This is a genomic window from Actinomycetota bacterium (assembly GCA_018333515.1).
Taxonomy (GTDB): domain Bacteria; phylum Actinomycetota; class Aquicultoria; order Aquicultorales; family Aquicultoraceae; genus Aquicultor.
The window spans coordinates 1-21,766 of record JAGXSZ010000027.1 but is presented as its reverse complement, the minus strand read 5'-3'; the positions used below and the strand labels follow the sequence as shown (position 1 = coordinate 21,766).

At 50.6% G+C, this 21,766-nt stretch carries 21 protein-coding genes; 1 reads left to right on the top strand and 20 read right to left on the bottom strand.

The annotated features are described in order from the left end of the window. Nucleotides 1–111: 111 nt before the first annotated feature. From KGZ93_06775 to KGZ93_06685, 19 genes are all read right to left on the bottom strand, one after another. A complete protein-coding gene (locus KGZ93_06775; GenBank protein MBS3909315.1) occupies nt 112–507 on the bottom strand; it encodes a type II toxin-antitoxin system VapC family toxin in 396 nt (131 codons plus the stop codon). Then, the gene (locus KGZ93_06770) at nt 504–737 is read right to left on the bottom strand and encodes a type II toxin-antitoxin system Phd/YefM family antitoxin (protein ID MBS3909314.1); all 234 of its coding nucleotides are present in this window, start codon (nt 735–737) and stop codon (nt 504–506) included. The genes KGZ93_06775 and KGZ93_06770 overlap by 4 nt, the downstream gene beginning before the upstream one ends. Nucleotides 738–932: 195 nt before the next feature. Next, nucleotides 933–2,141, bottom strand: a complete 1,209-nt coding sequence (locus tag KGZ93_06765; protein ID MBS3909313.1) for a DegT/DnrJ/EryC1/StrS aminotransferase family protein — start codon at nt 2,139–2,141, stop codon at nt 933–935. Between the two features lie 166 nt (nt 2,142–2,307). Next, the gene (locus tag KGZ93_06760; protein ID MBS3909312.1) at nt 2,308–3,411 is read right to left on the bottom strand and encodes a GNAT family N-acetyltransferase; all 1,104 of its coding nucleotides are present in this window, start codon (nt 3,409–3,411) and stop codon (nt 2,308–2,310) included. After that, nucleotides 3,408–4,514 (bottom strand): hypothetical protein, encoded by a 1,107-nt coding sequence (locus tag KGZ93_06755; protein ID MBS3909311.1) that lies wholly within the window; start codon nt 4,512–4,514, stop codon nt 3,408–3,410. Before KGZ93_06755 ends, KGZ93_06760 begins: the two co-directional genes overlap by 4 nt. A gap of 45 nt (nt 4,515–4,559) precedes the next feature. Continuing rightward, nucleotides 4,560–6,374, bottom strand: a complete 1,815-nt coding sequence (locus KGZ93_06750) for a sugar transferase (GenBank protein MBS3909310.1) — start codon at nt 6,372–6,374, stop codon at nt 4,560–4,562. A gap of 127 nt (nt 6,375–6,501) precedes the next feature. Next, nucleotides 6,502–7,404 carry a glycosyltransferase family 2 protein gene (locus KGZ93_06745; protein ID MBS3909309.1) on the bottom strand — a complete coding sequence of 301 codons (903 nt, stop codon included), beginning with the start codon at nt 7,402–7,404 and terminating at the stop codon, nt 6,502–6,504. Between the two features lie 165 nt (nt 7,405–7,569). Beyond that, the gene (locus tag KGZ93_06740) at nt 7,570–9,000 is read right to left on the bottom strand and encodes a hypothetical protein (protein MBS3909308.1); all 1,431 of its coding nucleotides are present in this window, start codon (nt 8,998–9,000) and stop codon (nt 7,570–7,572) included. Beyond that, nucleotides 8,993–10,135, bottom strand: a complete 1,143-nt coding sequence (locus tag KGZ93_06735) for a glycosyltransferase family 1 protein (GenBank protein ID MBS3909307.1) — start codon at nt 10,133–10,135, stop codon at nt 8,993–8,995. The genes KGZ93_06740 and KGZ93_06735 overlap by 8 nt, the downstream gene beginning before the upstream one ends. Beyond that, on the bottom strand, nt 10,122–11,435 hold the full coding sequence (locus tag KGZ93_06730) for an oligosaccharide flippase family protein (protein ID MBS3909306.1): 1,314 nt from the start codon (nt 11,433–11,435) through the stop codon (nt 10,122–10,124). The genes KGZ93_06735 and KGZ93_06730 overlap by 14 nt, the downstream gene beginning before the upstream one ends. A 184-nt stretch (nt 11,436–11,619) precedes the next feature. After that, entirely contained in the window at nt 11,620–13,569 is a 1,950-nt protein-coding gene (locus KGZ93_06725; protein ID MBS3909305.1) for a polysaccharide biosynthesis protein, read from the bottom strand. A 144-nt stretch (nt 13,570–13,713) separates the two neighbouring features. After that, the gene (locus KGZ93_06720; protein ID MBS3909304.1) at nt 13,714–14,385 is read right to left on the bottom strand and encodes a class E sortase; all 672 of its coding nucleotides are present in this window, start codon (nt 14,383–14,385) and stop codon (nt 13,714–13,716) included. A 192-nt stretch (nt 14,386–14,577) separates the two neighbouring features. Beyond that, nucleotides 14,578–16,554: a DUF4012 domain-containing protein gene (locus KGZ93_06715; GenBank protein MBS3909303.1), complete on the bottom strand. Its 1,977-nt coding sequence runs from the start codon at nt 16,552–16,554 to the stop codon at nt 14,578–14,580. Next, complete coding sequence (locus KGZ93_06710) at nt 16,551–17,948, bottom strand: polysaccharide biosynthesis tyrosine autokinase (GenBank protein ID MBS3909302.1); 1,398 nt, start codon at nt 17,946–17,948, stop codon at nt 16,551–16,553. Before KGZ93_06710 ends, KGZ93_06715 begins: the two co-directional genes overlap by 4 nt. 280 nt (nt 17,949–18,228) lie before the next feature. Next, nucleotides 18,229–18,792: an LPXTG cell wall anchor domain-containing protein gene (locus KGZ93_06705; GenBank protein MBS3909301.1), complete on the bottom strand. Its 564-nt coding sequence runs from the start codon at nt 18,790–18,792 to the stop codon at nt 18,229–18,231. Nucleotides 18,793–19,287: 495 nt separating this feature from the next. After that, nucleotides 19,288–19,509: a hypothetical protein gene (locus KGZ93_06700; protein MBS3909300.1), complete on the bottom strand. Its 222-nt coding sequence runs from the start codon at nt 19,507–19,509 to the stop codon at nt 19,288–19,290. A 10-nt stretch (nt 19,510–19,519) separates the two neighbouring features. Further along, entirely contained in the window at nt 19,520–19,750 is a 231-nt protein-coding gene (locus KGZ93_06695) for a hypothetical protein (protein MBS3909299.1), read from the bottom strand. 236 nt (nt 19,751–19,986) lie between these two features. Continuing rightward, nucleotides 19,987–20,217: a type II toxin-antitoxin system HicA family toxin gene (locus KGZ93_06690; GenBank protein ID MBS3909298.1), complete on the bottom strand. Its 231-nt coding sequence runs from the start codon at nt 20,215–20,217 to the stop codon at nt 19,987–19,989. Beyond that, nucleotides 20,217–20,486, bottom strand: coding sequence for a hypothetical protein (locus tag KGZ93_06685; GenBank protein MBS3909297.1), 270 nt, complete (start codon nt 20,484–20,486; stop codon nt 20,217–20,219). Before KGZ93_06685 ends, KGZ93_06690 begins: the two co-directional genes overlap by 1 nt. A 183-nt stretch (nt 20,487–20,669) precedes the next feature. On the opposite strand from KGZ93_06685, the gene KGZ93_06680 reads away from it, so the two are divergent. Next, entirely contained in the window at nt 20,670–20,921 is a 252-nt protein-coding gene (locus KGZ93_06680) for a hypothetical protein (protein MBS3909296.1), read from the top strand. A gap of 171 nt (nt 20,922–21,092) precedes the next feature. On the opposite strand, the gene KGZ93_06675 is transcribed toward KGZ93_06680, so the two are convergent. Continuing rightward, nucleotides 21,093–21,323: a DUF433 domain-containing protein gene (locus KGZ93_06675; GenBank protein ID MBS3909295.1), complete on the bottom strand. Its 231-nt coding sequence runs from the start codon at nt 21,321–21,323 to the stop codon at nt 21,093–21,095. Between the last annotated feature and the right edge of the window lie 443 nt (nt 21,324–21,766).

The window sequence follows — 21,766 nt, the reverse complement described above, 5'->3', positions numbered from 1 at the left end:
ACTGCAGATACTATAGCTCTTGCTTGAGTTGGTCAATATGGCGACGATACGTTTTGTGCTTGGCGGCGCATTTAAAGTCATGCCGGCGTAGAAAAAATGGCGGCTTAGAGATTAGCTCTCATTCCAGAACACAGTAACGTCATACTTCGCTATTAATGGATCAGAAGTTATTACAGGCATTCTCTCTAATTGCGCCTGAGCCACAATCATGCGGTCAAAAGGATCTCTGTGATGGTTGGGGAGATTATACACATGTAATGCGTGGCTTAATTGTATTGGCAGCCCCTGGACTGCGTTCTTGGCCATCTGATCGGGTATAAAATCTTCAGGTTCGCCAGTCGTTTCAATTTTGCTAAGTTGAGCCTTTATCGCTATTTCCCAGCAGCTTGCAGCACTGAAAAATAACTCGTTATCGCTATTGCTGATTAACTCGATTACGGCGGCCGGAAGCCTCGGGTCTTCGGTGATCCACCATAAAAACACATGCGTGTCCATCAAAGCGATCATTCCTCAAACTCCCTCAATATTTCTTCAGGCAAAGGCTCAAAAAAACTTTCTTTTATAATAATGCGTCCTTTCGCGCTGCCCGGCATACGCTTTTCAGCCTTTGAGGATAGAGGAACGATACGGGCTATCGGCCTTCCCGCCTTTGCGATAATTATCTCCTCTCCACCTTCAACCCGACTTAGAAGTTTAGAGAATTTGGTTTTTGCCTCATAAATGTTGACCGTTACCATGTTTAACACCTCTTAAATCATAATAGACTAAGTCATTAACTTAGTCAAGGTGCGCGAGATTCGTAAAAACGTTGTCCTATAGAACCTCTAACCTCTAGGGTAACCTCTAGGGGACGTACATCGAGTATATCGGGTTTTCGTGCCCTGTGCCCTATGTGTGCCGGCAAGAGCTGGACATAGCCTGGCGCTTGAGCTTTAGCGCGTAGCCGCAGCCATGACCTTCTCGACTGAGGCGCATGTATCGGATATATCTTCTTCGCTCAGGGTCGGATGAACCAGAAACATGAGGCTCGTCTCGCCGAGTTCTTTTGCGACCTCGAGACGTTTAGTCGGGCGAAGACCGTCCTTGTCGAATGCTTTCTCGAGATATATCTCGCTACAACTCCCCGATGAGCACGGGATGCCCTCGGCGTTGATGGCTTCCATGATGCGGTCGCGGTTCCACCCGTCCTTGAGGAGTTCGGGTTGGAGAAACACATAGTACTTGTAATAGGCGTGGTAAATGTCGTCTGTTGGCTGAGTCACGCGCAGGGCCGGAAGCCTTGAAAACCGCTCAGTTAAAATACCTGCGTGCGCACGCCGGGCTGTGACCCATGCGTCCAGTTTCTTCAACGCGACCCTGCCGATGGTCGACTGCATCTCGGTCAATCGCCAGTTCGTCCCGAATGTCTCATGTACCCAGCGAAAACCCGGCGGGTGCTTGCGGTTAAATACCGCGTCATAACTTTTTCCATGGTCCTTAAACGACCATGCCTTCTCCCAGACATCTTTGTCGTTAGTGGTAAGCATGCCGCCTTCTCCACCGGTCGTTATAATCTTATCCTGGCAGAACGAGAACGCTGCGACATCACCGAGCGAGCCGACAGGCCGCCCCTTGTACTTGGCGCCGTGCGCTTGGGCGCAGTCTTCGATGATCGCGAGGCCGTTTTTCCGGGCGAATTCCATGATAGAATCCATGTCGCACGGCCACCCCGCGAGATGGACCACGATAACGGCCTGTGTTTTCGGCGTAAGGGCCACCGCGATAGTCTCGGCGGTTATGTTCTGGCTTACGCGGTCGACATCGGCCATGACCGGCGTCGCACCCCGCATGACGATGGCGCTTGCCGATGCGATAAACGTCCGGCTCGGCACGATAACATCATCGCCAGGGCCTATGCCGAGTGCGTAGAGCGCCAGTTCGAGCGCGACCGTCCCGTTAGCCAAGGCCACAGCAAAATCGCAGCCGGTGTAAGCGGCGAATTCACGCTCGAAATGCCGGCCTTCATCACCCGTCCAGTAGTTGACCTTGCCGGATTTTAGGACAGCCTCAACCGCCTCGATTTCGTCTTGCTCGAAATGAGGCCACGGTGCGAAGGGTTTGGTGCGGATGGGGTTGCCGCCGTCGATGGCAAGAGTATTTATCAGTCTCACTAGAACGCACTCATCCCTACCGCGGTTCTCTTATGGTATTCAACCATATAGTTACAGTGCCTTGTACATGTCAGAAACACGTTCATGAACTCACCGCCCCTTCTAAACCCCGGGTTAGCTCTTCCTCCACCACCCCTTGCGCGCGTCAGAAACACGTTCATGAACTCACCGCCCCTTCGAGCGTAGGCTCACCGAAGCCGCGAGTCCCCATCGGCTTGCGATAGCCGGGAAAGAAATGTGGATCGCCGTTACTTGAGTCTGCGAATTCTTCAGCGTGCTCGTTCATCAGCATGCCATACTTCTGCTTGTCGAGAACCATCCTGTATGTATAGAAATCGGCTCGGCAGTCGGAGAACCCGGCCTTAAACTTGAAAAGCGAATCGTCGTTGCCCCCAACACCGCCTCCCAAGTGGAAGACCTCGTTACCGGCCTCTTTTGCCCAACGCCAAACGTGATCCAACATCATCTTCGCGGGCGCTTGCTTAAGATACCCATCAGCAGTGCCGGAAAGATGAAATTGTACTATTTTATTTGTGACAACAAACAATCCTGCGGCGGCCACATCCCCGGCTGGCGACAAGACCGCGCAAAGATGCAACCCCCCGCCCAACGATTCCCGCAAATCTTGAAAATAGTCGTCTGAAAACATATAGAAATCGCTCGCGTCCTTGCGGTTCATGTTGGCCCGGTATAGCTGCATAAAAGGCTTGTATAAGTCCCAATCATCCATGACCGCTTCAAACCCGGATTTGTCTAACTTGCGTAAGTTTGCCCGATGGTCACGCCTGACCTGCGACCAAATCTGCTCTGATGGCAAAGTAAGGTCGATATAGACGGTCTGGCCGTGCCGGAAGAGCGCGCCGTATTTCTCCAAGCCGTCTATGGGCAGTGACAGCATGGGGTGTAGGCGGATAAACGCGGTGACGATTCTTTCTTCCACCGCGCATTGCGCGAATGCTCGCAGGAAGCGCAAGAGTGAAGCGGGACGATTTTCGCTCTTAAGTATCGGCGACGGGTATCCATACGATGTCGCCGCATCGCGCAACCCATGCGCCCTTCCAAGCTCCGTCGGAATGCCTCGAAGCAGCAACGGCGCCAAAAAGACATCATCCCCGTATTCGGCGTAGAATACGACAGGTTCACCACCTTCATGTTTTGCCGCAAACTCGATATATTCGGGAAGATGATAGAAATCGTGGCGCGTTTCTCTGAGTATGCGCGACCACCTTGCGTCATTCGGCTTCACAAACTCCGCTATCACGACGCACTTCCTCCTTCGCAATATTCTTCGCCAAACTTATAGATAAGTGATGCGACATATTCCATATCAGCATCAATATATCGCATATCGCAATGGACAGAAAACAAGCGGCTGCTCAAATCAATATGCTTCTGCTGTATTCCTTTAATAACCGGTTCATCCAGAGACCAGTGAACGGCTGTGTAGATGTGCGAAGCTGCCAGCGCCTGGCGTATGTGTCTGCACCGAGCTGCATTGTCAAATATAAGAATTCCAGCAAAAGGCGTAACATCCGCACCGTCCGCAGGCATGAGTACGCTTAGCCAGGATACGTTCGCTAATGCATTTACCAAGACGCGATGGTTGCGACGTCGTTGTTGACGCCACTCCTCAACCGGGAAGGTGCCAAGCATATTAGCAGTCCAGTCTGGTATTCCGGATATCTCACCGGCGGCAAGGAGGTTCTCGCTTGAAACAGCCATGCGGCGAAAAACTTCCTTATCTATCTGTTTGCCCTCTAAATACAAATTCTTAAGAACCATTGCGGCAAGCTTTTCTAAAGATGCACTTTGGTGCAAATCACTAACAGGTGCAGCTTCAGGTAACTGGTGTCCTTTCGGCGTCCAGACAATGCCACCGTCCGGGATAGGAAGTGTCTTTCTTAAAGAGGCAATACACCAGTCGGCATTACTGGTCCTCGCCCAGGTTGACCATGGATCGTGCGTATGATTCTCGATCACTTCGATTAAGCTTCGGTCAATATTCAAAGCAGAGTATTTTGTGCGTAAGCCAAAATAATTGCTAAGGTGTAGCACATCACCCTTTCGAAAATCTAACAGTTTGAAATCCGGCTGTATATTCTCAGGACCATCGTCATATATAGCTACTTTTATCCCTGTTGATAACGCGGCCGTCACAACCGGCGGACAAAAATAGCTTGGCATCCACAACCGGCGCCACCCGCGAGTAGCTACGCCGTGCTGCAGCAGCGCGCGAAACGCATAGCGTCCGGAACCAAATAGCTGTCCACTATCGCTCCAGGGAATAGAGATTGAGTTCTGCTGATCGTATGAAAAAAGGTGAAATTCAGAACCATGTTCCCAACGAGACGGTATTTCCTTCATCAAAGTACGCCTCTCTTTATAAATCCGTAACTAAAACCTAATCGGCTATTTCTTCTCCGACCCCATAAACTCGGGCATTACTGCATACCCTTCAGCACTTATTCCTTCTCGTTTTAGCACCTTGAGTACTGTCATCAGGCATATCTTGACATCAAGCCACCATGTCCAGTTATCTACATACCAGAGGTCTAAGACAAATTTCTCATCCCAAGTCAGTAAATTGCGACCATTGATCTGCACCCAACCGGTTATTCCGGGCTTCACGTCATGCCTGCGCGCTTGCTCGGGCGTATATCTGTCGAGATACTCCATCATTAAGGGACGCGGCCCGACCAGGCTCATCTCCCCTTTTAATACGTTTAAGAGTTCCGGCAACTCATCAAGGCTTGAACTTCGTAAGAAACTCCCAAGACGATTGAGACGTTCTTCGTCGGGCAAGAGTTCGCCGTGTGAATCGCGTGCGTTGCTCATCGTTCGAAACTTATAGATGATAAACGGCGCGCCTTTAAAACCAGGGCGCTCCTGACGGAACAGCACCGGTGACCCTAAATATATTCGGACTAATAAGGCTATAGCAACCAGCAAAGGGCTGAGCACGACTAGCCCTACTAAAGCTACGCCAAAATCTATCGCTGCTTTTAGGGCTCTACTTATGAGAAAACGATAGCTCTTCTTTCCCGGTATACTATGCGCATGTTTTGATTCCGTGGAATCTGAAAAAAGCCGCTTCTCCTTCAATAAGCGGCCATATTCAGCATAGAGCGCTTCCCATATCACCTCCGGCTGAAAATCGCGCTCAACTCGCATTCGCCCAGCCTGCCCATGGGCTCGCCGCAACTCGGGGTCTTGTAGATACCGCGCGATCGCTTCTCGCAGCGCCGCCGCGTCATATGCAGGCACGAGCGCACCGGTCACATTGTCTTGGACCGCGTCGATACAGCCGGGCACACGGGTCGCCACGACGGGCACCGCCATGGCGGCGGCCTCCATGGGCACAACAGGGAATCCCTCGCGATAACTCGGCAAAGCTAGGACATCCATCACCCCGTACAGCTCCGAGGGGTCCTTGACTCTGCCAGTGAAATGCACGCGCGCATCATCATAAAGCATTTGTATTACGTCTTCTTGTACAGGGTCTTGCGATTCGAAGGCCCCGACGACGACCAGATGAAATTCCGGGGATTGCTTCCGCAAAACGTTCCAGGCGCCTGCTAATTCCGCGATACCCTTATCGCGAACGATTCGGCCGACATAGCCGATAATTCGAGCCTCTTCTGGAATATTGTAGTTTTCACAGACACGAGTCCGCGCGTCCTGTGTTTTTTTCATCGGATTGAACATCGCTTTTGAGTCGACGCCATTAATGCTCCCGTTATGCAGCACCTTGATTTTGTTTGCCTGACAAATGCCCGCGCCCACAGCCACCCCGAGAATCGAGTCGCTGACACATAAGACTTGGTCGGCAAGGCGGCAAGCCAATTTCTCGGTCAATATTAGCAGGACCCTTTTGTATCCCGTAGCGGTCATGAAGGGTAAACCGTGAATATGATAGATGCGTACGGGCACTCGCGCCAACCATGCACCCACCATTCCAAGTAGTCCGCCTTTGGGCGTGTGGGCATGAACAATGTGTGGCTTAACGATGTGCAATCGCCGCCAGATTCTTAGAACCGCTGCAATGTCGCGCAAGGGCGTTATGCGTCGAGGCATTTCAATGGCGTGAACAGGAACTCGTTCACACAAAGCAAATTCGTCAAGCTCCGGACCTGGTGAGGACAGACAATGGACGTCTATACCCCGCTCCTTCAAATATCCGATTTGACCAACAAAAAATCTTAGTGTCTGAGGTACCGTGGTCATGCATATAATCGTTGGCCCAGCCTTCGACAAATTTATTATGTGTGAATCTCTTGGTTTAAACATCACCATTAGACCCCGCAGTCTTGCACTTAGCATTTCACATCAAACCCGGTCCACCATCCGTATATCACATTAAGCACTCCTCACGTAATACATAGGCGGTAAAGCCAGGTACATGAGCCGCTAATATGTGTTGAATAACCTGCGCTGCTGTTTCCTTTTCGTGTTCGCTGAGCGTATTGTTTCTCATCCTGAGGAGAGCATCTTGCTTGCCCAACGCCGTAAAAACGCGGTAAAGCTGACCTTTAAGATGCGATTTGACCACAAGTTCTATTGTTGTAGGCCACCCCACCATCGAAGGACCATATATCTTAAATATCTTCCGATCTGTTTTGCAGCTGTGCAAGTAGTTGTTGAGATTTACATCGGTAGGTTCACGAACAAAAAGCAGTGGTTGTCGAATCTTGTCAAAGGCGGTATGTCCGTAGGTGCGACACCATAATTCATGGTCTTCAGCGCGAACAAAATTACCATCATAAAGGTTGTCGCGAAACCACTCTACGCGGCCCATCATGGTCACATGAGCTGCCAAGGCGTGTCGCAATAAAGCTTTAGGCCTAAGGTCAAGCTCTGCAAAACTTCGAGCACCGACCGGTATGTTATTCTCGTCTATCGTGTATATCGCCGTAAAAACGACATCGACCGTCGGATTTGCGTCAAGATACTGTAGTTGAAGGGCTAATCGGTCAGGATGCATCAGGTCATCGGCATCCATGCGCGCAATATATTCACCTTTAGCCAGCCGTGCGATCTGATTTAGCCTGCAAGGAAGTCCTTTATTGACACCACCACTCACAACCCTGACTCGTGGATCGCTCACAGCACGCGCGATGTCAGCAGAGCCATCGGACGAACCGTCATCGACAAGGATGAGTTCCCAGTCGTCAATAGTTTGTGCAAATATTGAGCGAATTGCATCAGCAAGCGTGCGCTGTGCATTATAAAAAGGAAGACCAATGGAAACACGCATGATCTAACCAACAACCTCCTTAAGTGCTTTACCACCGAGACTTAGAGAAAGTGACTCCAGAAATACGATGAAGTTCAATTTGATAAGCTCCTTGATATAATCGGCTTATGTATATGCGCCACTACTGCCATCATTCTGCCTGTAACCCCATGTCAGCTCGCCCTACTATGCTGTCATGTTTGTGCCGCATCCAAAATCCGGGCCTTGCTCACTTTCATCGTCAACCTCACGCACACGAAGCGCTATCGCCAACGAGCAAAGATAAAAACCTAAAAAGTGTCCGAACGACGGAACCGGATAGAACGTCTCTTGCGAGAAACCCGATAGCAAGAAAGCAATCGTAACCCAAAATAGTGGCTTGACACCCCGCTCGCATACACTTAAATAAGAAAGCACCCTGTGTATAAGCCATGCGAACACTACTAGGCCTATCAAGCCGACCTCATAGATTATTTGTAAATAGAGAAGGTGGGCGTTTTGACCGCCCGCCGCGCCAAACCCTGACCCGAAGACCCAGAGCTTGGGCGCCTCATTGAGGCGCACCAGATAGTCTAACCATATCGTGTCCCTGCCGTTCAAGCTCTCAGACTCGTATGCACTACCGAGGGCTAATTGCCGTTCGAACGTCGAACCTATGAGACTGAACGAGCTATCCGCAACCGATAAACCACCAACCAAGCTCATGGAGGCCAGCACTGCGACCGCCCCGATAACGACTATGGCTATTATGTAAATCGGCTTCTTGTACAGAACCGTTACCGCAAAAAGCAGTGCCGCCGCCAAGCCGGCACGGCTCCCGCTCATAAATATCGCCAGCGTAGTCACAAACAATATTGTCCCGTTGGCGAACGCTTTGCTGGCCGAACTCAGGTATATACGCAGGGCAGCGAGCATGAGCAACTGCGCGGCTACATATGCGTGGTTGTATCCTATCGTTCCCCAGCCCTTGCCGGCGAAACTCGTGGAATAAAAAACCCAGGGACCGGCGACGCTTAAATCAGAGGGCAAGTGCGCGACAAGAGCGCTTTTCGGAAGAATATCGAAATATGTAAGGACAACCGTGATAGTCGTAAATATGAAGGCGCCATCGACGATTCGACGAAGCACAGTGATGCGCTTCTCGGTAAGGGGTATCTGCGCAGTTATCCAGAATATGAGGATAAATTGAGCCAACCGGTAAAGCTGGAATGCGCCGAAGATAACATTAGAGCGATCGAATGCGGCGTCAGGACTCCATCCGGGATAGAAACGAATAAAGACGAAGTATGACAAGGCCGCGCCACAAAAAACAATCAATAGATTATTGAAAACCACTTTATTTGCTTGCGAAATAACCCTTAAGCCGGCCGCTATGTACGGCAAGAACGCCAACAAGAGCATGAGCAGTGCGATGTCGGCAAGCGTCGGCCAGATGGCCCACGACGGCCCGACGGCCCGAACCGGTATCATGAAGGCCTGTGCCAACAGATAGAAACCAAGCGCAAAAAAAAGCATTCTGCTTTTTCGCAACCGTAGCGTCTCGGCCGGTCCGCTCGACGCTTCCTGCTGCGACGCTTTGAGTATTGCGTTGAACTCCGCGGGCGTATGGCTAGCCATAATAGACCTCTACTAATTTACTCATACTTGACGCTATATTAAAATCGCTCCGCTTAACCTTCATAAAATACTCGATTTTGTCAGTGTTTAGAGAATGTCGGTTTAATGTCAGTATGACTTCCGCCCACTCCGAGGCTGACGTCGCAAGCGGTTGTCGTGATATTAGCCGACCGTCAAGATCGGCTTCGCTGGGAATCACGTCTGAGATGACGCATGGAAGACCAGCTGCTTGGGCTTCAATTAATACAAGGCCAAGTCCCTCATATAGCGAAGGAAAGACGAAAACATCTATAGCTCCGAGCATAAGCCTCGCCACGTCTTCACGTACGCCAGCCATAATCACATAGTCCGCAAGACCCTTATCAACGATTTTTTGTCTAATCTCCTCCTGTAAAAGACCATCGCCGACCAGCAGCAAGCGCATATTCGACTCACGACGCGCGACCTCCACTGCGATATCGATTAGAAATCCGTGGTTTTTCTGCTCCATAAACCTGCCGACATGCCCGAGGACGAACGAGTCGGCGGCTATGCCCAATTCTGCGCGCACGACCGTTGCGTCGACCGGTTCGGCAAAGGGATTCAAGTCGATGCCGCAATAAAGAATCTGCCATCTGGCATCGGCCGCCCAATCCTCACCAAACAAAGCTATGGCCGCCTTCTCGCTCGCTGCCAAACCATGGGTCGCGCTATTTCTCATCATCCGCTTTGTTAAAGATATATATAGACGCCTGACGTGCGATGAGGCATCATCAAAGTCACTGGTATCGAGGTGGCTATGTGCGATGCGCATAGGCACTCCAGTCCGGCGCGCAAGCCACAGAATATAGCCGCTGAAATTGTGAACATGGCTATGGACAACATCGTAAGGCCCGTGACGCCGCAGAATCCGGTTGAAATTGCAGGCGTAGGCGACCGGATTGGCGTGATTCAAGCAAGGTATGACCTTTGAGCCTAGGTCCCGAATCTCTTCGTCGAAAGCGCAGGGCTGGTCGGTGTGGACGACAAAGTCCATCTGGAACGCGTCGCGGTCGATGTTTCGCAAAACATGCATGAGCCATGTTTCGGTGCCCGCGCGCTCCATGCCGCCGACTACGTGCATTATCCTTATGGGTCTCACGCTAGATGGAGTCATGAGCCATCGCCACCTTCGCGCAAATGCTAAGTTTATAAATCGCAAATACGGTAATCGCCAGGCTGCCCAAGAGCTGCACCGCCGCAGCGATAACTAGCGCCACAGCCGCACCGCTGAGCCCATATAACGGGACCAACCATAAACATGTTAGTATTGACACCGCCGTTACCATAGCAAATAGCGGTGCTTGCACCCTGAAGTACCGCGCCGCTGTCATCGCATAACCTAAAAACGAGGCGCTAAAACCAAGCCCCGTCGCTACCATGAGTAGAAGAAAAACATCGAGATGTTGCGCATACTCAGGCTTGTATATCATCGTTAAGATGGTCTCGCCGGCAACCGCAACGATTGCCACGCCCGCAAGACCCAACAACGCAGATATCGCGATAAGCTTGCCGAGCAAATGTCGAAACGGCTTGGCCTCAGCCGCGGCATAATGCTTAGCCAAACGCGGGCTTGCGGATTGCCCGAGCGCATTTACTACCATGCCCCCGGCCACCATAAGATAGGCGATGGCGGCGAAGATGCCTAGCTCCCGCTCGCCGAGATAATGCTCGATAAAATAGCGCGGGATGTTTGCGTTAAGTGATATCAGCAGCATCACGAAGCCGAGAGGTAGCGACAACTTAATTAAGGCGAACGATGTTTTGTTGATCCAGCGAGGCCTCGGTGCCACCCGGCGACCCCCATCAGCAGATACATCAGCCACACCTGCATCCCGCCCCTTAAGCGTCAAGCCACTGCGCACATCGTAGCTGACGAGCACGAGTGCCCAAGCAACAGCCAGTCCTACCGCGCCCCACAGCGTACTATCAGTAAGATAAACGCCAAAACCAAGGGCCAGCAATGACAGCGGGCCCTTTATTATCATCGATTTGGCGATTCTATCCATACGCTCATGCTGCTGCAGCCGTCCATAGAAGACATCGCTTATCGCTTCGAACGCCTTAGCCACGCCCACGGCCAAGATTACAAGCGCCGTCTCGCTTCTATATCCCGAGAAAATAACCACACCTGCGATAGCAGCAAGCGCCGCAATGGTCGTGGCTAAACGAAGGCTAAGGTAGTCGTCGAAGAGGTATTCGTGCCGGGCATCGGTCGCTTGCACAGCCCGCAACTGCAAATTTGCAAACATGATAATGGGAGCAGTTACAGCCAGCCCCAACGCGAACTGCCCGACCATCACCGGGCTGCCCATCTTCGCGAGGACGACGAGCATCCCCCACTGGCAGGCCGCATAGACAATATTGCCGACGAGGGTCCAAGAGAAGTTCTGCCTCAACGATAGTCCGGAAACCATTATGGGCTCAGCTGCAATGTTTACCTGAAATTTTCCTGCATCGTTCTGCTGCAATGACCTTACACCACCATTATTATTACGCCGGTGACTTAATTTTAAATTTTTATCTCGTATTTCACTTGCATGAGCTTGTGACACGCTTATTAGCAATTCAGATAATTAATCGCCGGAGCAATGCTTGAAACTAAGCCCCAAAGCGAACGTTCGTGTCGAATTTGCCGGATGCCGCAATAGACACATCGCTCAATTTTCTTGCAAGCCTCTTCTCGTCGCCCGTTCTAACGATATTTTCAAGCCCTTTCAGGAACCCGGCATCCGCAACCCTGTCGTACTCGTTCCATGCCTCGTTTATCTTAGGATGAATGGTTCGATTAATGCTTTCCCCTTCGGCAAATAGTTCTTCATACAACTTCTCTCCCGGCCTCAAACCCGTCACCTGAATCGGTATATCCTCATCGGGCTCAAAACCCGAGAGCCGCACCATGCTCACGGCTAAATCATAGATGTTTATCGGCTCACCCATATCGAGTACGAAGACTTCCCCGCCCTTGCCGATAGCGGTCGCCTGGGTAACCAGGTATACCGCTTCTTGGATAGTCATGAAGTACCGGGTTATTTCGCGATGGGTGACGGTTATCGGTTCATTGTCGCGAATCTGCCTCTTAAACTTAGGAATAACACTGCCGTTACTCCCCAAAACATTGCCGAACCTGACCGCCATGAACTTGGTGCCGCCGTCCTTGCTTGCCGCCGCCCGCACAGACCGTTCTCCCAGTTGTTTCGATAGACCCATGACGCTTGTCGGGTTGACGGCCTTATCGGTAGATATGAGCGTGAACCGCTCGCACTTATGGCGTGTAACGGCTTCTATCACATTACGCGTACCGACAAAATTGTTCTCCATAGCCTCGAGCATATGGTTCTCCATCATCGGCACATGCTTGTAGGCCGCAGCGTGGAATACTATGTCCGGTTTGTATGCGTTAAAGGCCCGCTCGATAGCGTGCTTGTCCCGAACATCCATTATATTAATCTCAAGCGGCGCCCGGCCCAAGTTTAAACTAGCCCGCATCTCTTCGTCGAGGTGGTAGAGCCCGTTCTCCGAGATATCGGTGGCGATGACTCTGGCCGGTTTCAGGTAAACGACCTGGCGGCAAATCTCAGAGCCAATGGAACCTGCCGCTCCGGTTATCAGTACGGTCCTGTTTTTATAGCAGGTAATCGTATCTCTTAAATCGGTATCGACCTCTTTTCTGCCGAGCAGTTCCTTGGGGTCGATATCGCGAATCTGCGAGAGGCTTATGTTGCCGCCGACGAGTTCGGAGAGGTCGGGTACGGTCTTGCAGGCAATGCCTATCTCCCGGCACTCCAGCGCAATGCGCCGTCTATCTCTCACCGCAGCCGAAGGAATCGCCAGGATTATCTCGTCGACAGGATATTTCGCCAGGATAGTCGGGATTGCCGTACTTGCCCCTACAACCTCGATGCCGTGAATCATCAGCCCGTTCTTCGCGGGGTCATCGTCTAATATCGCGATGGGCCGGTAGCCGCACTCCGGGCTCGACTGCATCTGTTTGACAAGGCCGCTCCCCGCGGCGCCGGCGCCGACGATAATGACCTGTGTCCGTTCCCCGTCATGGACTGCGAAGTTGAGTGTCGGAAAGAGGTCTTTTTGGGCTCGAATCAAAAAATAACTCCCGCCGATGAGCGACAAAGTCAGCATCCAGTCGATGATAAACACTCCGCGCGGGATGGTAATATTTTGGCTCAACCAGAGAACTCCGAGAAACAGAAACGAGGCGGATGTTATCCCGCCCAACAACCTGAGGCCCTCTTTCATACTCGCGTATTGCCACAGTTGTTGATAGAAACCGAAGGCATAAAAGACCGGCACTTTCGTCAATATCGCAATCGGCAGGATTGCGATGAGAGTAGCCATATAGGTCTGCGGGACGCTCATGCCGAAACGCAGCAAGAACGACATGAAAAGTGCGATAACGACGAGCGCCGCGTCGACCAACAAAAAAACAGGCTGCTTCAGCCTTGTAAGTTTTAGCTGCCTTATTATGCTTTGAAAAAGCTCCGCTCGTGCCGTACAAGGTTGCTCGGCCACATCATTGTTTAATATTGACATAATCGCCTACTTTTAGCGCCGATATCGTACCCCTCGATCCCCTATTCTATCGGGCTTAAGAGATCGACTCTTGAGGGCACCGCTCGCCGCCGACGGCCGCCTAACACGAGATGTCCGGCAGTTCGCAAAGCCCTCGTCCCGCTGCTATTTCGCGTCGTCCAGCTTTTGAGCGTTGCTCAACCGCGCTATGACTAAGAGACGTTTGGCCGCCGAGTACACAGGGTCGCAGGTCGAGAGTACGAGTCTTCGCTCAACACCCGATTCTATATCACTCCAGTCGTCCGGTTTTACTCTTTTTATCCCGATGACCGTGTATACAAAAAGCGCTTGCTCGGTATAGACGAACACACGGTCCGAGATATCCAGCCGGTCGAGGTCGCGGAAGGGCGCCGAGAACATGGTGCGGTGTCCCGATATAAGTGAAGTACCGATGGCGCCGATTTGTGCGGTCTTTGAGACACGTGCGGGGCTTTTTGCCAGATTGGTCCAGGTCTCACCCTCTATAATGCTAAGGTTGAGGTCAAGCTTTGGTATGACGATAAACCCGATACTCTTCCCCGTAGCCGCTGGACCGTCGGCTACTAAGTCAGCGATATCGCCGGCGGTGGCACTCCCATCGGTAGACCCACCAATGTTATCGTCGCCGTCTTTCACGGCAACCGAGGCCGAGCGGTCACTATCGGCCGAAACGCGTGCAATCGGCTGCCATTTTTTAGCTTCATTCCACTGGTAGTATTTTGCGTTAAGCCATAGGCCGGCTGGCACCACCAGGCAAATAAGCCCGACAGCCAGCATCAGGTTAGAAATTTTGTTCAAAGTGTCTTTTGAGCGCTCTTTCCTCACTTGCGCCGTTCCTCCAGTTCTTTCTCGCAGCCTGTCTCGCGTTCATTCGCTTGCAGCCTGTCTCGCGTTCATTCGCTTGCAGCCTGTCTCGCGTTCATTCGCTTGCAGCCTGTCTCGCGTTCATTCGCGCGAGGCGTGCGGCAATGTAAGGTTATCTCTACTTCTCTATCGGTTATCGATAAGCCCAAAATCAAAGGACTTGTCCTTTGAGAGTGTTCCGGAGTACGCGGCGTTGTGGCCCTTCCGCGCAAACCCGTCGGGCAACTCGCTGATGGCAAACCCGTCGGGAAGCGTAACCCTCGACGTGACGGTGGGCTTATTGATGACCGGCTGAGCCTGCCAGTCAAATCTATAGTCAATGCCGCTCTTATCGAAGACAAGCACATACGGCAGCTCATACGATAACTCCACGACCTTGTTCGCACCGGGTGGTACTTTTACATATCTCGAAAAGACCGTCTTGTCTTTTTCGCGGTTTATCTCGATTACACCGGCCTCGCCGTCAAGTTTTGCGCTCAGCAATTGGGCGCCCTTCGGCACATAGACACTCAGCCATGTGTTGCTCAGACCGCCCTTGGCCCCTAAGGAGTTCTCGCCTGTAACATAGGTCGGCAGGCCTGAAGCCGGAGTTTTGTTTGAAATATCGATAGACAGGGTCGCGAGCCCCGAGCCGTCCGGTCTCAAATCAATCGTATGCTTTATCTCTTGGTGCATATAGATATCGACCTTGTTCGCCCCGTGGTTTTGCATAACGACCTGTAGATAGTCATTGGTCGTCGGCATCAACTCACCGGCATAACCCAGACTCTCCGCTATCTTTTGCTCGCTTTCGTCGGTGCTGTACAAAGCCATATGTTTTTCAGATAACGCCAGCCCGAACTGCTCTACGAGTTTCGATTTATCCGCCACCTGCCCGGTGATGATGCGCCCCCAGACCGCTTGCGCGATATCCGCCAAGAAATCCTTGCGCGTGTCACGCTGTGGAAAATCCTTGTACGCCTTGACAAGCGTCCACTCGACAGCGTTGCCCGAGTCAATCGTGACACCCGTATCGGCAAGGGTGAGTGGCCCGATGGCATCGAGCAGGTACGAGAGCCCGACCGGGTCGATGGTGATGACTCCATCGAGCTTCTCACCCCGCACGCTCTCAAAGAACTTGAGCAAGACCCTGCTTACAGTCGGAAAGTCGGGGCTCATGTTCACGTTCGACCAGATGCGCGCCCCTTCAAAACGGCTATACCGTGCGGCAAAATCCTCGGGGGCGTCAATCGGTTTGGCTGGATTGTCGATGGCGAGTATCTCGTCGAATTCGTCAAGCTTTATGGCGCCGTTGTCGACCGTCAGTAACCCGTAGTTGCCGATAAGACCGCCTGTCGCGCGCAGTTCGGCATTGTTCTGAATCGCGAGGAAATAGCGCCTCTTCCCCTCTCCCCCCATGACTCCGGGTAAGACATCGAAGGTCACCTTGGCCTTTGAGACAAGGGTTTTCAACGTCGGAAGCTCTTCTCCGAGCCTTTTCTTCGCGCTCTTTATTTGAGGGATAAGATATCCGTCGGGTATCTTATCGAAAGCCGCCATCGCTTGAAGCACGTGCAGGTGTGCCCGGTCGATATCTGGTTGTGCCTCTATGAATGGTTTAATATCTACCATTCCGTTATCGATGCTGATATCGAACTTACCCTGTTTTTTAGAGAACTTCGTCGAGGCTTGAGTCAGTGCCTCGCCGGCATACGCTACCTCGATGCCCGCCTCGGTCAAACGACGAACCGCTTCGAGGTTTGAGTTGGCGACGGGGACAATCGCAAGCATGGTCACGCCGGGCTTGCTCATGATTATGCCGGCGTCCATAAAGCTGTTTTGCGCTTGTTCGAAGTTTAGCTGGGATTTGTCGAATTCTCCTTTCTCAGCAGCAATATAGGCCGACCGCAGACTATCTTGGCCATTGATGAGCCACTTTTGCACGCCTAACAGGTCGCTGACGATGCTGCGACCGGCTATCGTAGCGGTTAGCGCAAGCAGAATCACAAGCACGAGTAAGAGAAGCCTTGTGTTTTTTCTCTTAGCGCGGTTATCTTTAGTCCTATGAACACGCGATGAGTTATCCTGGTTCGTCTTCTTTCTTAAGACACCGATAGTAATCAACCACCTCTTATATCGCGGGGTAAATTGCGGAGCGCATCACGTAGAGCCTGCCGGCTGGTATATGGTTGATTATAATAACCATTCTGTTTTGAAGTCCGTGCACCGTTTATGACAAAGCCGAGAATTCGCGCGCCCACCTTGGCAAGCGCGTTCCGCGCGGCGAGCATGTCGGCTTTCTTCGATCTACCAAAACTCGAAACCATAAGAACGGCGTCGGCTTTCGACGCAAGAATCACCGTGTCGGATAAAGCCGGCACCGGCGGGCAATCAAGGATAACAATATCGAACCGGCTCTCGAATCTTGCCAGCAAATCATCCATGCGCTCCGAATTCAACAGATCGGCGGGGTTCGGCGGAATCGGTCCGCTTGTAACAATACTTAAACCGTCTACCCCGCTCGCGACGACAACCGAGTCGGCGTCGGCGGCGCCTATTAGAACATTTGAGAGCCCTGGTGCTTCCCGCAGGTGGAAAACCTTACCGATGGACGGTCTTCTCAAATCGCAATCGACAAGTAAAACGTTCTGCCCGGCCTGGGCAAAGACCATCGCTAAATTCGATGCCAAAGTGGTCTTTCCATCCCCTGTCTCGGGGCTCGTCACCGCGAAAGATCGTATCGACTGGTCGAAATTGAGGTACTGAAGATTGGTCCTGATCCGTCTCATCGATTCAGACGTATCAGTGTTGTTGTCGCCCAGAAGGAGCGGCTGCTGTGATTTCGGCACGAGGCCTAACGACGTTATGCCGAGAAGTTGTTCGAGCATCTCCGGCTCTTTCACGGTCACGTCGAGCTTTTCGAGAACGAAGGCAAAACCTATGCTCATACTCAAACCGAGCATAAAGGCTAGTACCGTGTTGAGAAGCGGCTTTGGGGTCACCGGTTGCAACGCTACGATAGCCGATTCGACCATGCTGACCTTCATCTGTGATGCCCCGGGAGCGGTCGACGGGATAAACGCGATGAATTCATCCGCATAGGTGTTGGCGATATCCTTGGCGCGCTTCGGATCGACATCCGTTACCTTAAGGACGATGAGCTGGGTGTCGCGTATCGGCTGCGCCTTTACTTTTTTCATCAGGTCATCGGGCAACAAAGGAAGCTCCAGCCGTGTTATGACCCGCTCTGCCAGCGTGCGGCTGACCATTATCTCACTAAAGGTCTTGGCGAGCTGCTGACTAAGGAGAACGGCCTGGTACGATTCAGAGGATGATTGATCGTTGAGGGGCGCCTGAGCCTGCGCTACCAATATTTTGGCTGTCGCATCGTATCGCGGCGTCATGTACATCGTCGCAATCACGGCCAATAGAACACAGAGGGCAGTGCCGATTACGACAATGCCCTTCCTTTTCGCGATTATCTTGAGAAACTGAACGATTTCAAGTTGCTCTTCCATATTTACTCCATATCGGTGTGCGCCTCGAGTCCTGGCCATATAGTCGCAGCCACTGGCCATATAGTCGCAGCCAACGCAGTTGCGCACTGAATGTTTCCGCGGTGCTACGGTATATGTCGGTACGGTATATGTCGGCATAGCGAGCACACTTCTATACTGCGCGCGTATACATCCGGATTTCGGGGTTCGCTCATTCCGAGTGACTTTTATGAGCAGCGGCCAACACTTCTAGATGTTAGGAGTTACTTGCGGGTATTACACAAACGAGGAATCAGACCTTTTAGTTTTGCTTAAGCACTTTGATACCGAATCCAACGACCGTTAAGGCCAGACCGGCTATTAGTAGAACCCAAAGCGGTGTGCCGCCGGTATATGGTAATTGCCCTTTTGTCGATGCCACCGGCTTGCTTGGCGTAGCTGTTTGCTCCGGCTTTACTTGCTCACCTAAGACGGGCCGCTTCTCGACTACATTCAACGAGCCGATAAGAACCCGGCTTCCGGTGGAGTACGGTTCGATAGAGTCGTCAGGATGGGTTCCGCTTGAGGGACCTTGAGCGGATAATGAGTGCATACCCTTGCTTATGCTTGGCGGAACTTTATAACTAAACGATATGTTGCCGTTGATATCGGACTTGACGACTTTAGCACCGTCCCCGTCAAACTTGACCGTTACATCGGCCATCGGCTGAAAACCGCCGCCCGTGGCCGAAACCGTCCCGTTTGAATCTACGGTTGCGGGGCTGACACTAAGTGAACCCTGGCTCGCCGCAAATGCTGCATTGGCCGTGAACAGCAGAGCAAAGGTTATAACAAAGGTCATAATACTCGTGATTAATCTCTTCATAACAACCTCCTTTCTTGCGTAAAAATTTCTTTCGCAAACATGATTCCGTTGCTGCAAAGAGGCTGTCAGTCGTGGTACTTCTTATCTGTTTCTTGAACCTTAATCGCAATAATTGCTTGCGTTTGCTTTTCGTTGCGCCGTTCGACCAGGCACAATTGCTACACGACACAAAAATCGCAATAATTGCTTGCGCTTGCTTTTCGTTGCGCTTGCTCTTCGTCATGCTTGTGTTTATAGTTTCGCATGCACGCGCCCCTATTGTTATTGGTCGGCAGGCTGATTTTCGGTTCATACCAGCGGAGGATGTCTATACCGGTAAGCAAATTATTATATTGCTTACTGCTGAGAGATAAATAGCGCGAGCCGTGAAAAAATATCCGAGTTTAAGGCTATCGAAGGCATAAGAGAGTTTTGGGAAACACTGCATTTGAAAATAGATTTACTGATATGCTGGTAAATGGGGACAATGAGGTCTGACCCCCGGCACCCCTGGCACTATGCTGTTATCGATTCTAGTTTTTCTTTTGTGACACGGGGTAATCTTACTGGAGCAAAAAACCTTTCGGGATATAGATAATCCTCGCCTGATTCATCAACGACTCTTATCTGATGTTGTTTTTCAGCCACTTTGTCGGTTAACACCTCATAGAGTTTTCTTGTCTCCAGTGATGATTCATAACCGCCGTTATCAACGCATATCATAAAATGTCTTCCCATGACGGTCTCCCTATAAATATCTTTTGATCTTTATCTCTCTCTTCCCAATGCCATGCCCTTCGTACCAGTGCACTTCCGCCTCAAAGATAGCGCCGTTGTCCAATTCTACCCGGCAAATACCTTTTAATTTTCTCCAGTTTGCTTTTCCGTATATCTTATTTAAACGATTCAAATTCTTTACTCCACGACCTGCCGCAATAGTTTCAATCTCCCGAATCGCCCCAATTATCTTGAAATACATGTCCAATTCTAATCGTTTCTATTCGTTTTACCAAGCTAACCTTACTTTTTATCTTAATATATGATTATAGCAAGCTTGCCTTGCGTATCAAAAATACATGCGGTGCACAACCCCTGATACATCGAGCCTTGTAGAGCTACTAATACGCTGGTAAATGGGGATAACGAGGTCTGACCCCCTGGATTATCTAACAAAGATGTCTCTTCGCTTGATACCGCGCACAACCGACCAGGTCATTATACTTTACCAAGTAAATCAAAATATTGTTCTCTGGTCATGCCAACAGTTCGCATGTTGTTCTTGATAATTTCAACGTCTACCTCATTATATTCAGGAATCACAACCGCTCGCTTTGCACCGGGATAGCGCAAGACATGATGGGAACCTTCCTTGCGTTTATATTCACATCCAAACATCTGAAACATCTTCACAAGAGTCCTCCAATTAGCAGGGGTTAATCTTGGCATTAGGATACCTTAATCATCGATTTTTCAAAGCCGATTATCTCAGCTTGCGACACCAGAGTATCATCTTTAGTTTCAAAACCATGCTCAGCTAGATACTCCTCAAGGGTTCCTAAGTCACCCATCTCTCTAAATTGCATTTTTACAACTTCTAAAAGATTCTTTTTTGCTTCTTCAACTGTTTCTCCCTGAGAAATAAAGTCCAGCTCTGGAGTTCTTGCCAAATACCAAGTGCCTTTTTTCCATATCTCAATAGTTAATTGTAAATTCATAAGTTCTACTCCTTAATCCCCTGAGCTATAATCTCGATTATATTATATACAAAGCACTAATCTTAAACCATTGCTATCGAATGCGTAACATCGAGTGTTGCTCAATAAATGTGTTGTTACTGCTCGAGACATGACTGAAAAAGAGCGAAAATATTATCATAGGAGGGGTAAATAATAAAAGCTATGAAAAAAATACCCGAGTTTAAGACAGTCGAAGACATAAGAGAGTTTTGGGTAACGCATGATTTCTCTGAGTTTGCAAAAGATACCGAAGAAGCTCAGGCTAGATTTGTTCGTCCAAGAAAAGCGCAAATCACTTTTAGGCTTGAGCCAAATGAAATCGAAAAACTTAAAATAATCGCGCAAGAGAAAGGCCTCAGTTACACCTCTTTGGTAAGAATGTGGATTAAAGAGAAATTTACCTCGCAAAGTTAGGAGCCTCTGCTGAGCGGGGCTGAGCGGGGTCAGACCTCCTTGGAAACAGGGACGCACATCGGCTACCCTCCTGCTAAAAAGCCGCCTCGCCGACAGGCACTCTTTGCCTGTCGCTAATAAGGATTTCCAAGTATGCCCGAAGCTCCTCCCCTATCTTATCTATCAGAAACTTCATGACACTTTTACCAGTGGAAGCTCACGCTCCCTTACCGCTTCTGCTGCATAATGCAATGCCTCGCGAATATCTTCGTGTTCAAGGTCGGGAAAGGTGCGAAGAATCTCATCTTCAGTCATCCCATCGGCAACCATCTCGACCACAGTTGCTACAGGAATGCGTAAACCCCTAATGCAAGGAATGCCTCCCATTTGCTTAGGGTCAACTGTTATTCGTGTATATTTCATATCTCTCTCCTATCAAGAAAACAATAAACAAGCATTTATCTTAATTATAACAAAAGAACCAAGGTGTTGGGGTCAAACCTCCCTGACTATCTTGAACAGCTAAAATTAACCCTTAACTAAGGAAGTTGTCGGCTATCCTTACTCAAGCTATCCACTGCTGCACGGTAGTAACGTTATCCAGCGACAATTAAAATTACCGGTAGGAAGAAATAATTGACGCCGGACAAGCAAGCTTGCCTTGCGTATCAAAAATACATGCGGTACGCAATCCCTGATACATCGAGCTGTGGTTTCTGTAGCATGGCTTAACACTAGTTCTCGACCTATTCTATGTCAAGCTCTTGTGCTGTTGGCGGTATCCGCACCTAACCCCGATGATATGTCAACCTCGCCTAAAGCAATCTCTCTCCCCTGCGGGCGAAATGCTTATCAATCAAAACAAA

Coding starts and splice junctions, on each gene's coding strand:
- KGZ93_06690 (MBS3909298.1), bottom strand. CDS start 20,217: ATGCCAAGATTAACCCCTGCTAATTGGAGGACTCTTGTGAAGATGTTT.
- KGZ93_06735 (MBS3909307.1), bottom strand. CDS start 10,135: ATGACTCCATCTAGCGTGAGACCCATAAGGATAATGCACGTAGTCGGC.
- KGZ93_06705 (MBS3909301.1), bottom strand. CDS start 18,792: ATGAAGAGATTAATCACGAGTATTATGACCTTTGTTATAACCTTTGCT.
- KGZ93_06695 (MBS3909299.1), bottom strand. CDS start 19,750: ATGTATTTCAAGATAATTGGGGCGATTCGGGAGATTGAAACTATTGCG.
- KGZ93_06775 (MBS3909315.1), bottom strand. CDS start 507: ATGATCGCTTTGATGGACACGCATGTGTTTTTATGGTGGATCACCGAA.
- KGZ93_06740 (MBS3909308.1), bottom strand. CDS start 9,000: ATGGCTAGCCATACGCCCGCGGAGTTCAACGCAATACTCAAAGCGTCG.
- KGZ93_06725 (MBS3909305.1), bottom strand. CDS start 13,569: ATGTCAATATTAAACAATGATGTGGCCGAGCAACCTTGTACGGCACGA.
- KGZ93_06755 (MBS3909311.1), bottom strand. CDS start 4,514: ATGAAGGAAATACCGTCTCGTTGGGAACATGGTTCTGAATTTCACCTT.
- KGZ93_06680 (MBS3909296.1), top strand. CDS start 20,670: ATGAAAAAAATACCCGAGTTTAAGACAGTCGAAGACATAAGAGAGTTT.
- KGZ93_06730 (MBS3909306.1), bottom strand. CDS start 11,435: ATGGTTTCCGGACTATCGTTGAGGCAGAACTTCTCTTGGACCCTCGTC.
- KGZ93_06685 (MBS3909297.1), bottom strand. CDS start 20,486: ATGAATTTACAATTAACTATTGAGATATGGAAAAAAGGCACTTGGTAT.
- KGZ93_06675 (MBS3909295.1), bottom strand. CDS start 21,323: ATGAAATATACACGAATAACAGTTGACCCTAAGCAAATGGGAGGCATT.
- KGZ93_06750 (MBS3909310.1), bottom strand. CDS start 6,374: ATGACCACGGTACCTCAGACACTAAGATTTTTTGTTGGTCAAATCGGA.
- KGZ93_06770 (MBS3909314.1), bottom strand. CDS start 737: ATGGTAACGGTCAACATTTATGAGGCAAAAACCAAATTCTCTAAACTT.
- KGZ93_06745 (MBS3909309.1), bottom strand. CDS start 7,404: ATGCGTGTTTCCATTGGTCTTCCTTTTTATAATGCACAGCGCACGCTT.
- KGZ93_06700 (MBS3909300.1), bottom strand. CDS start 19,509: ATGGGAAGACATTTTATGATATGCGTTGATAACGGCGGTTATGAATCA.
- KGZ93_06710 (MBS3909302.1), bottom strand. CDS start 17,948: ATGGAAGAGCAACTTGAAATCGTTCAGTTTCTCAAGATAATCGCGAAA.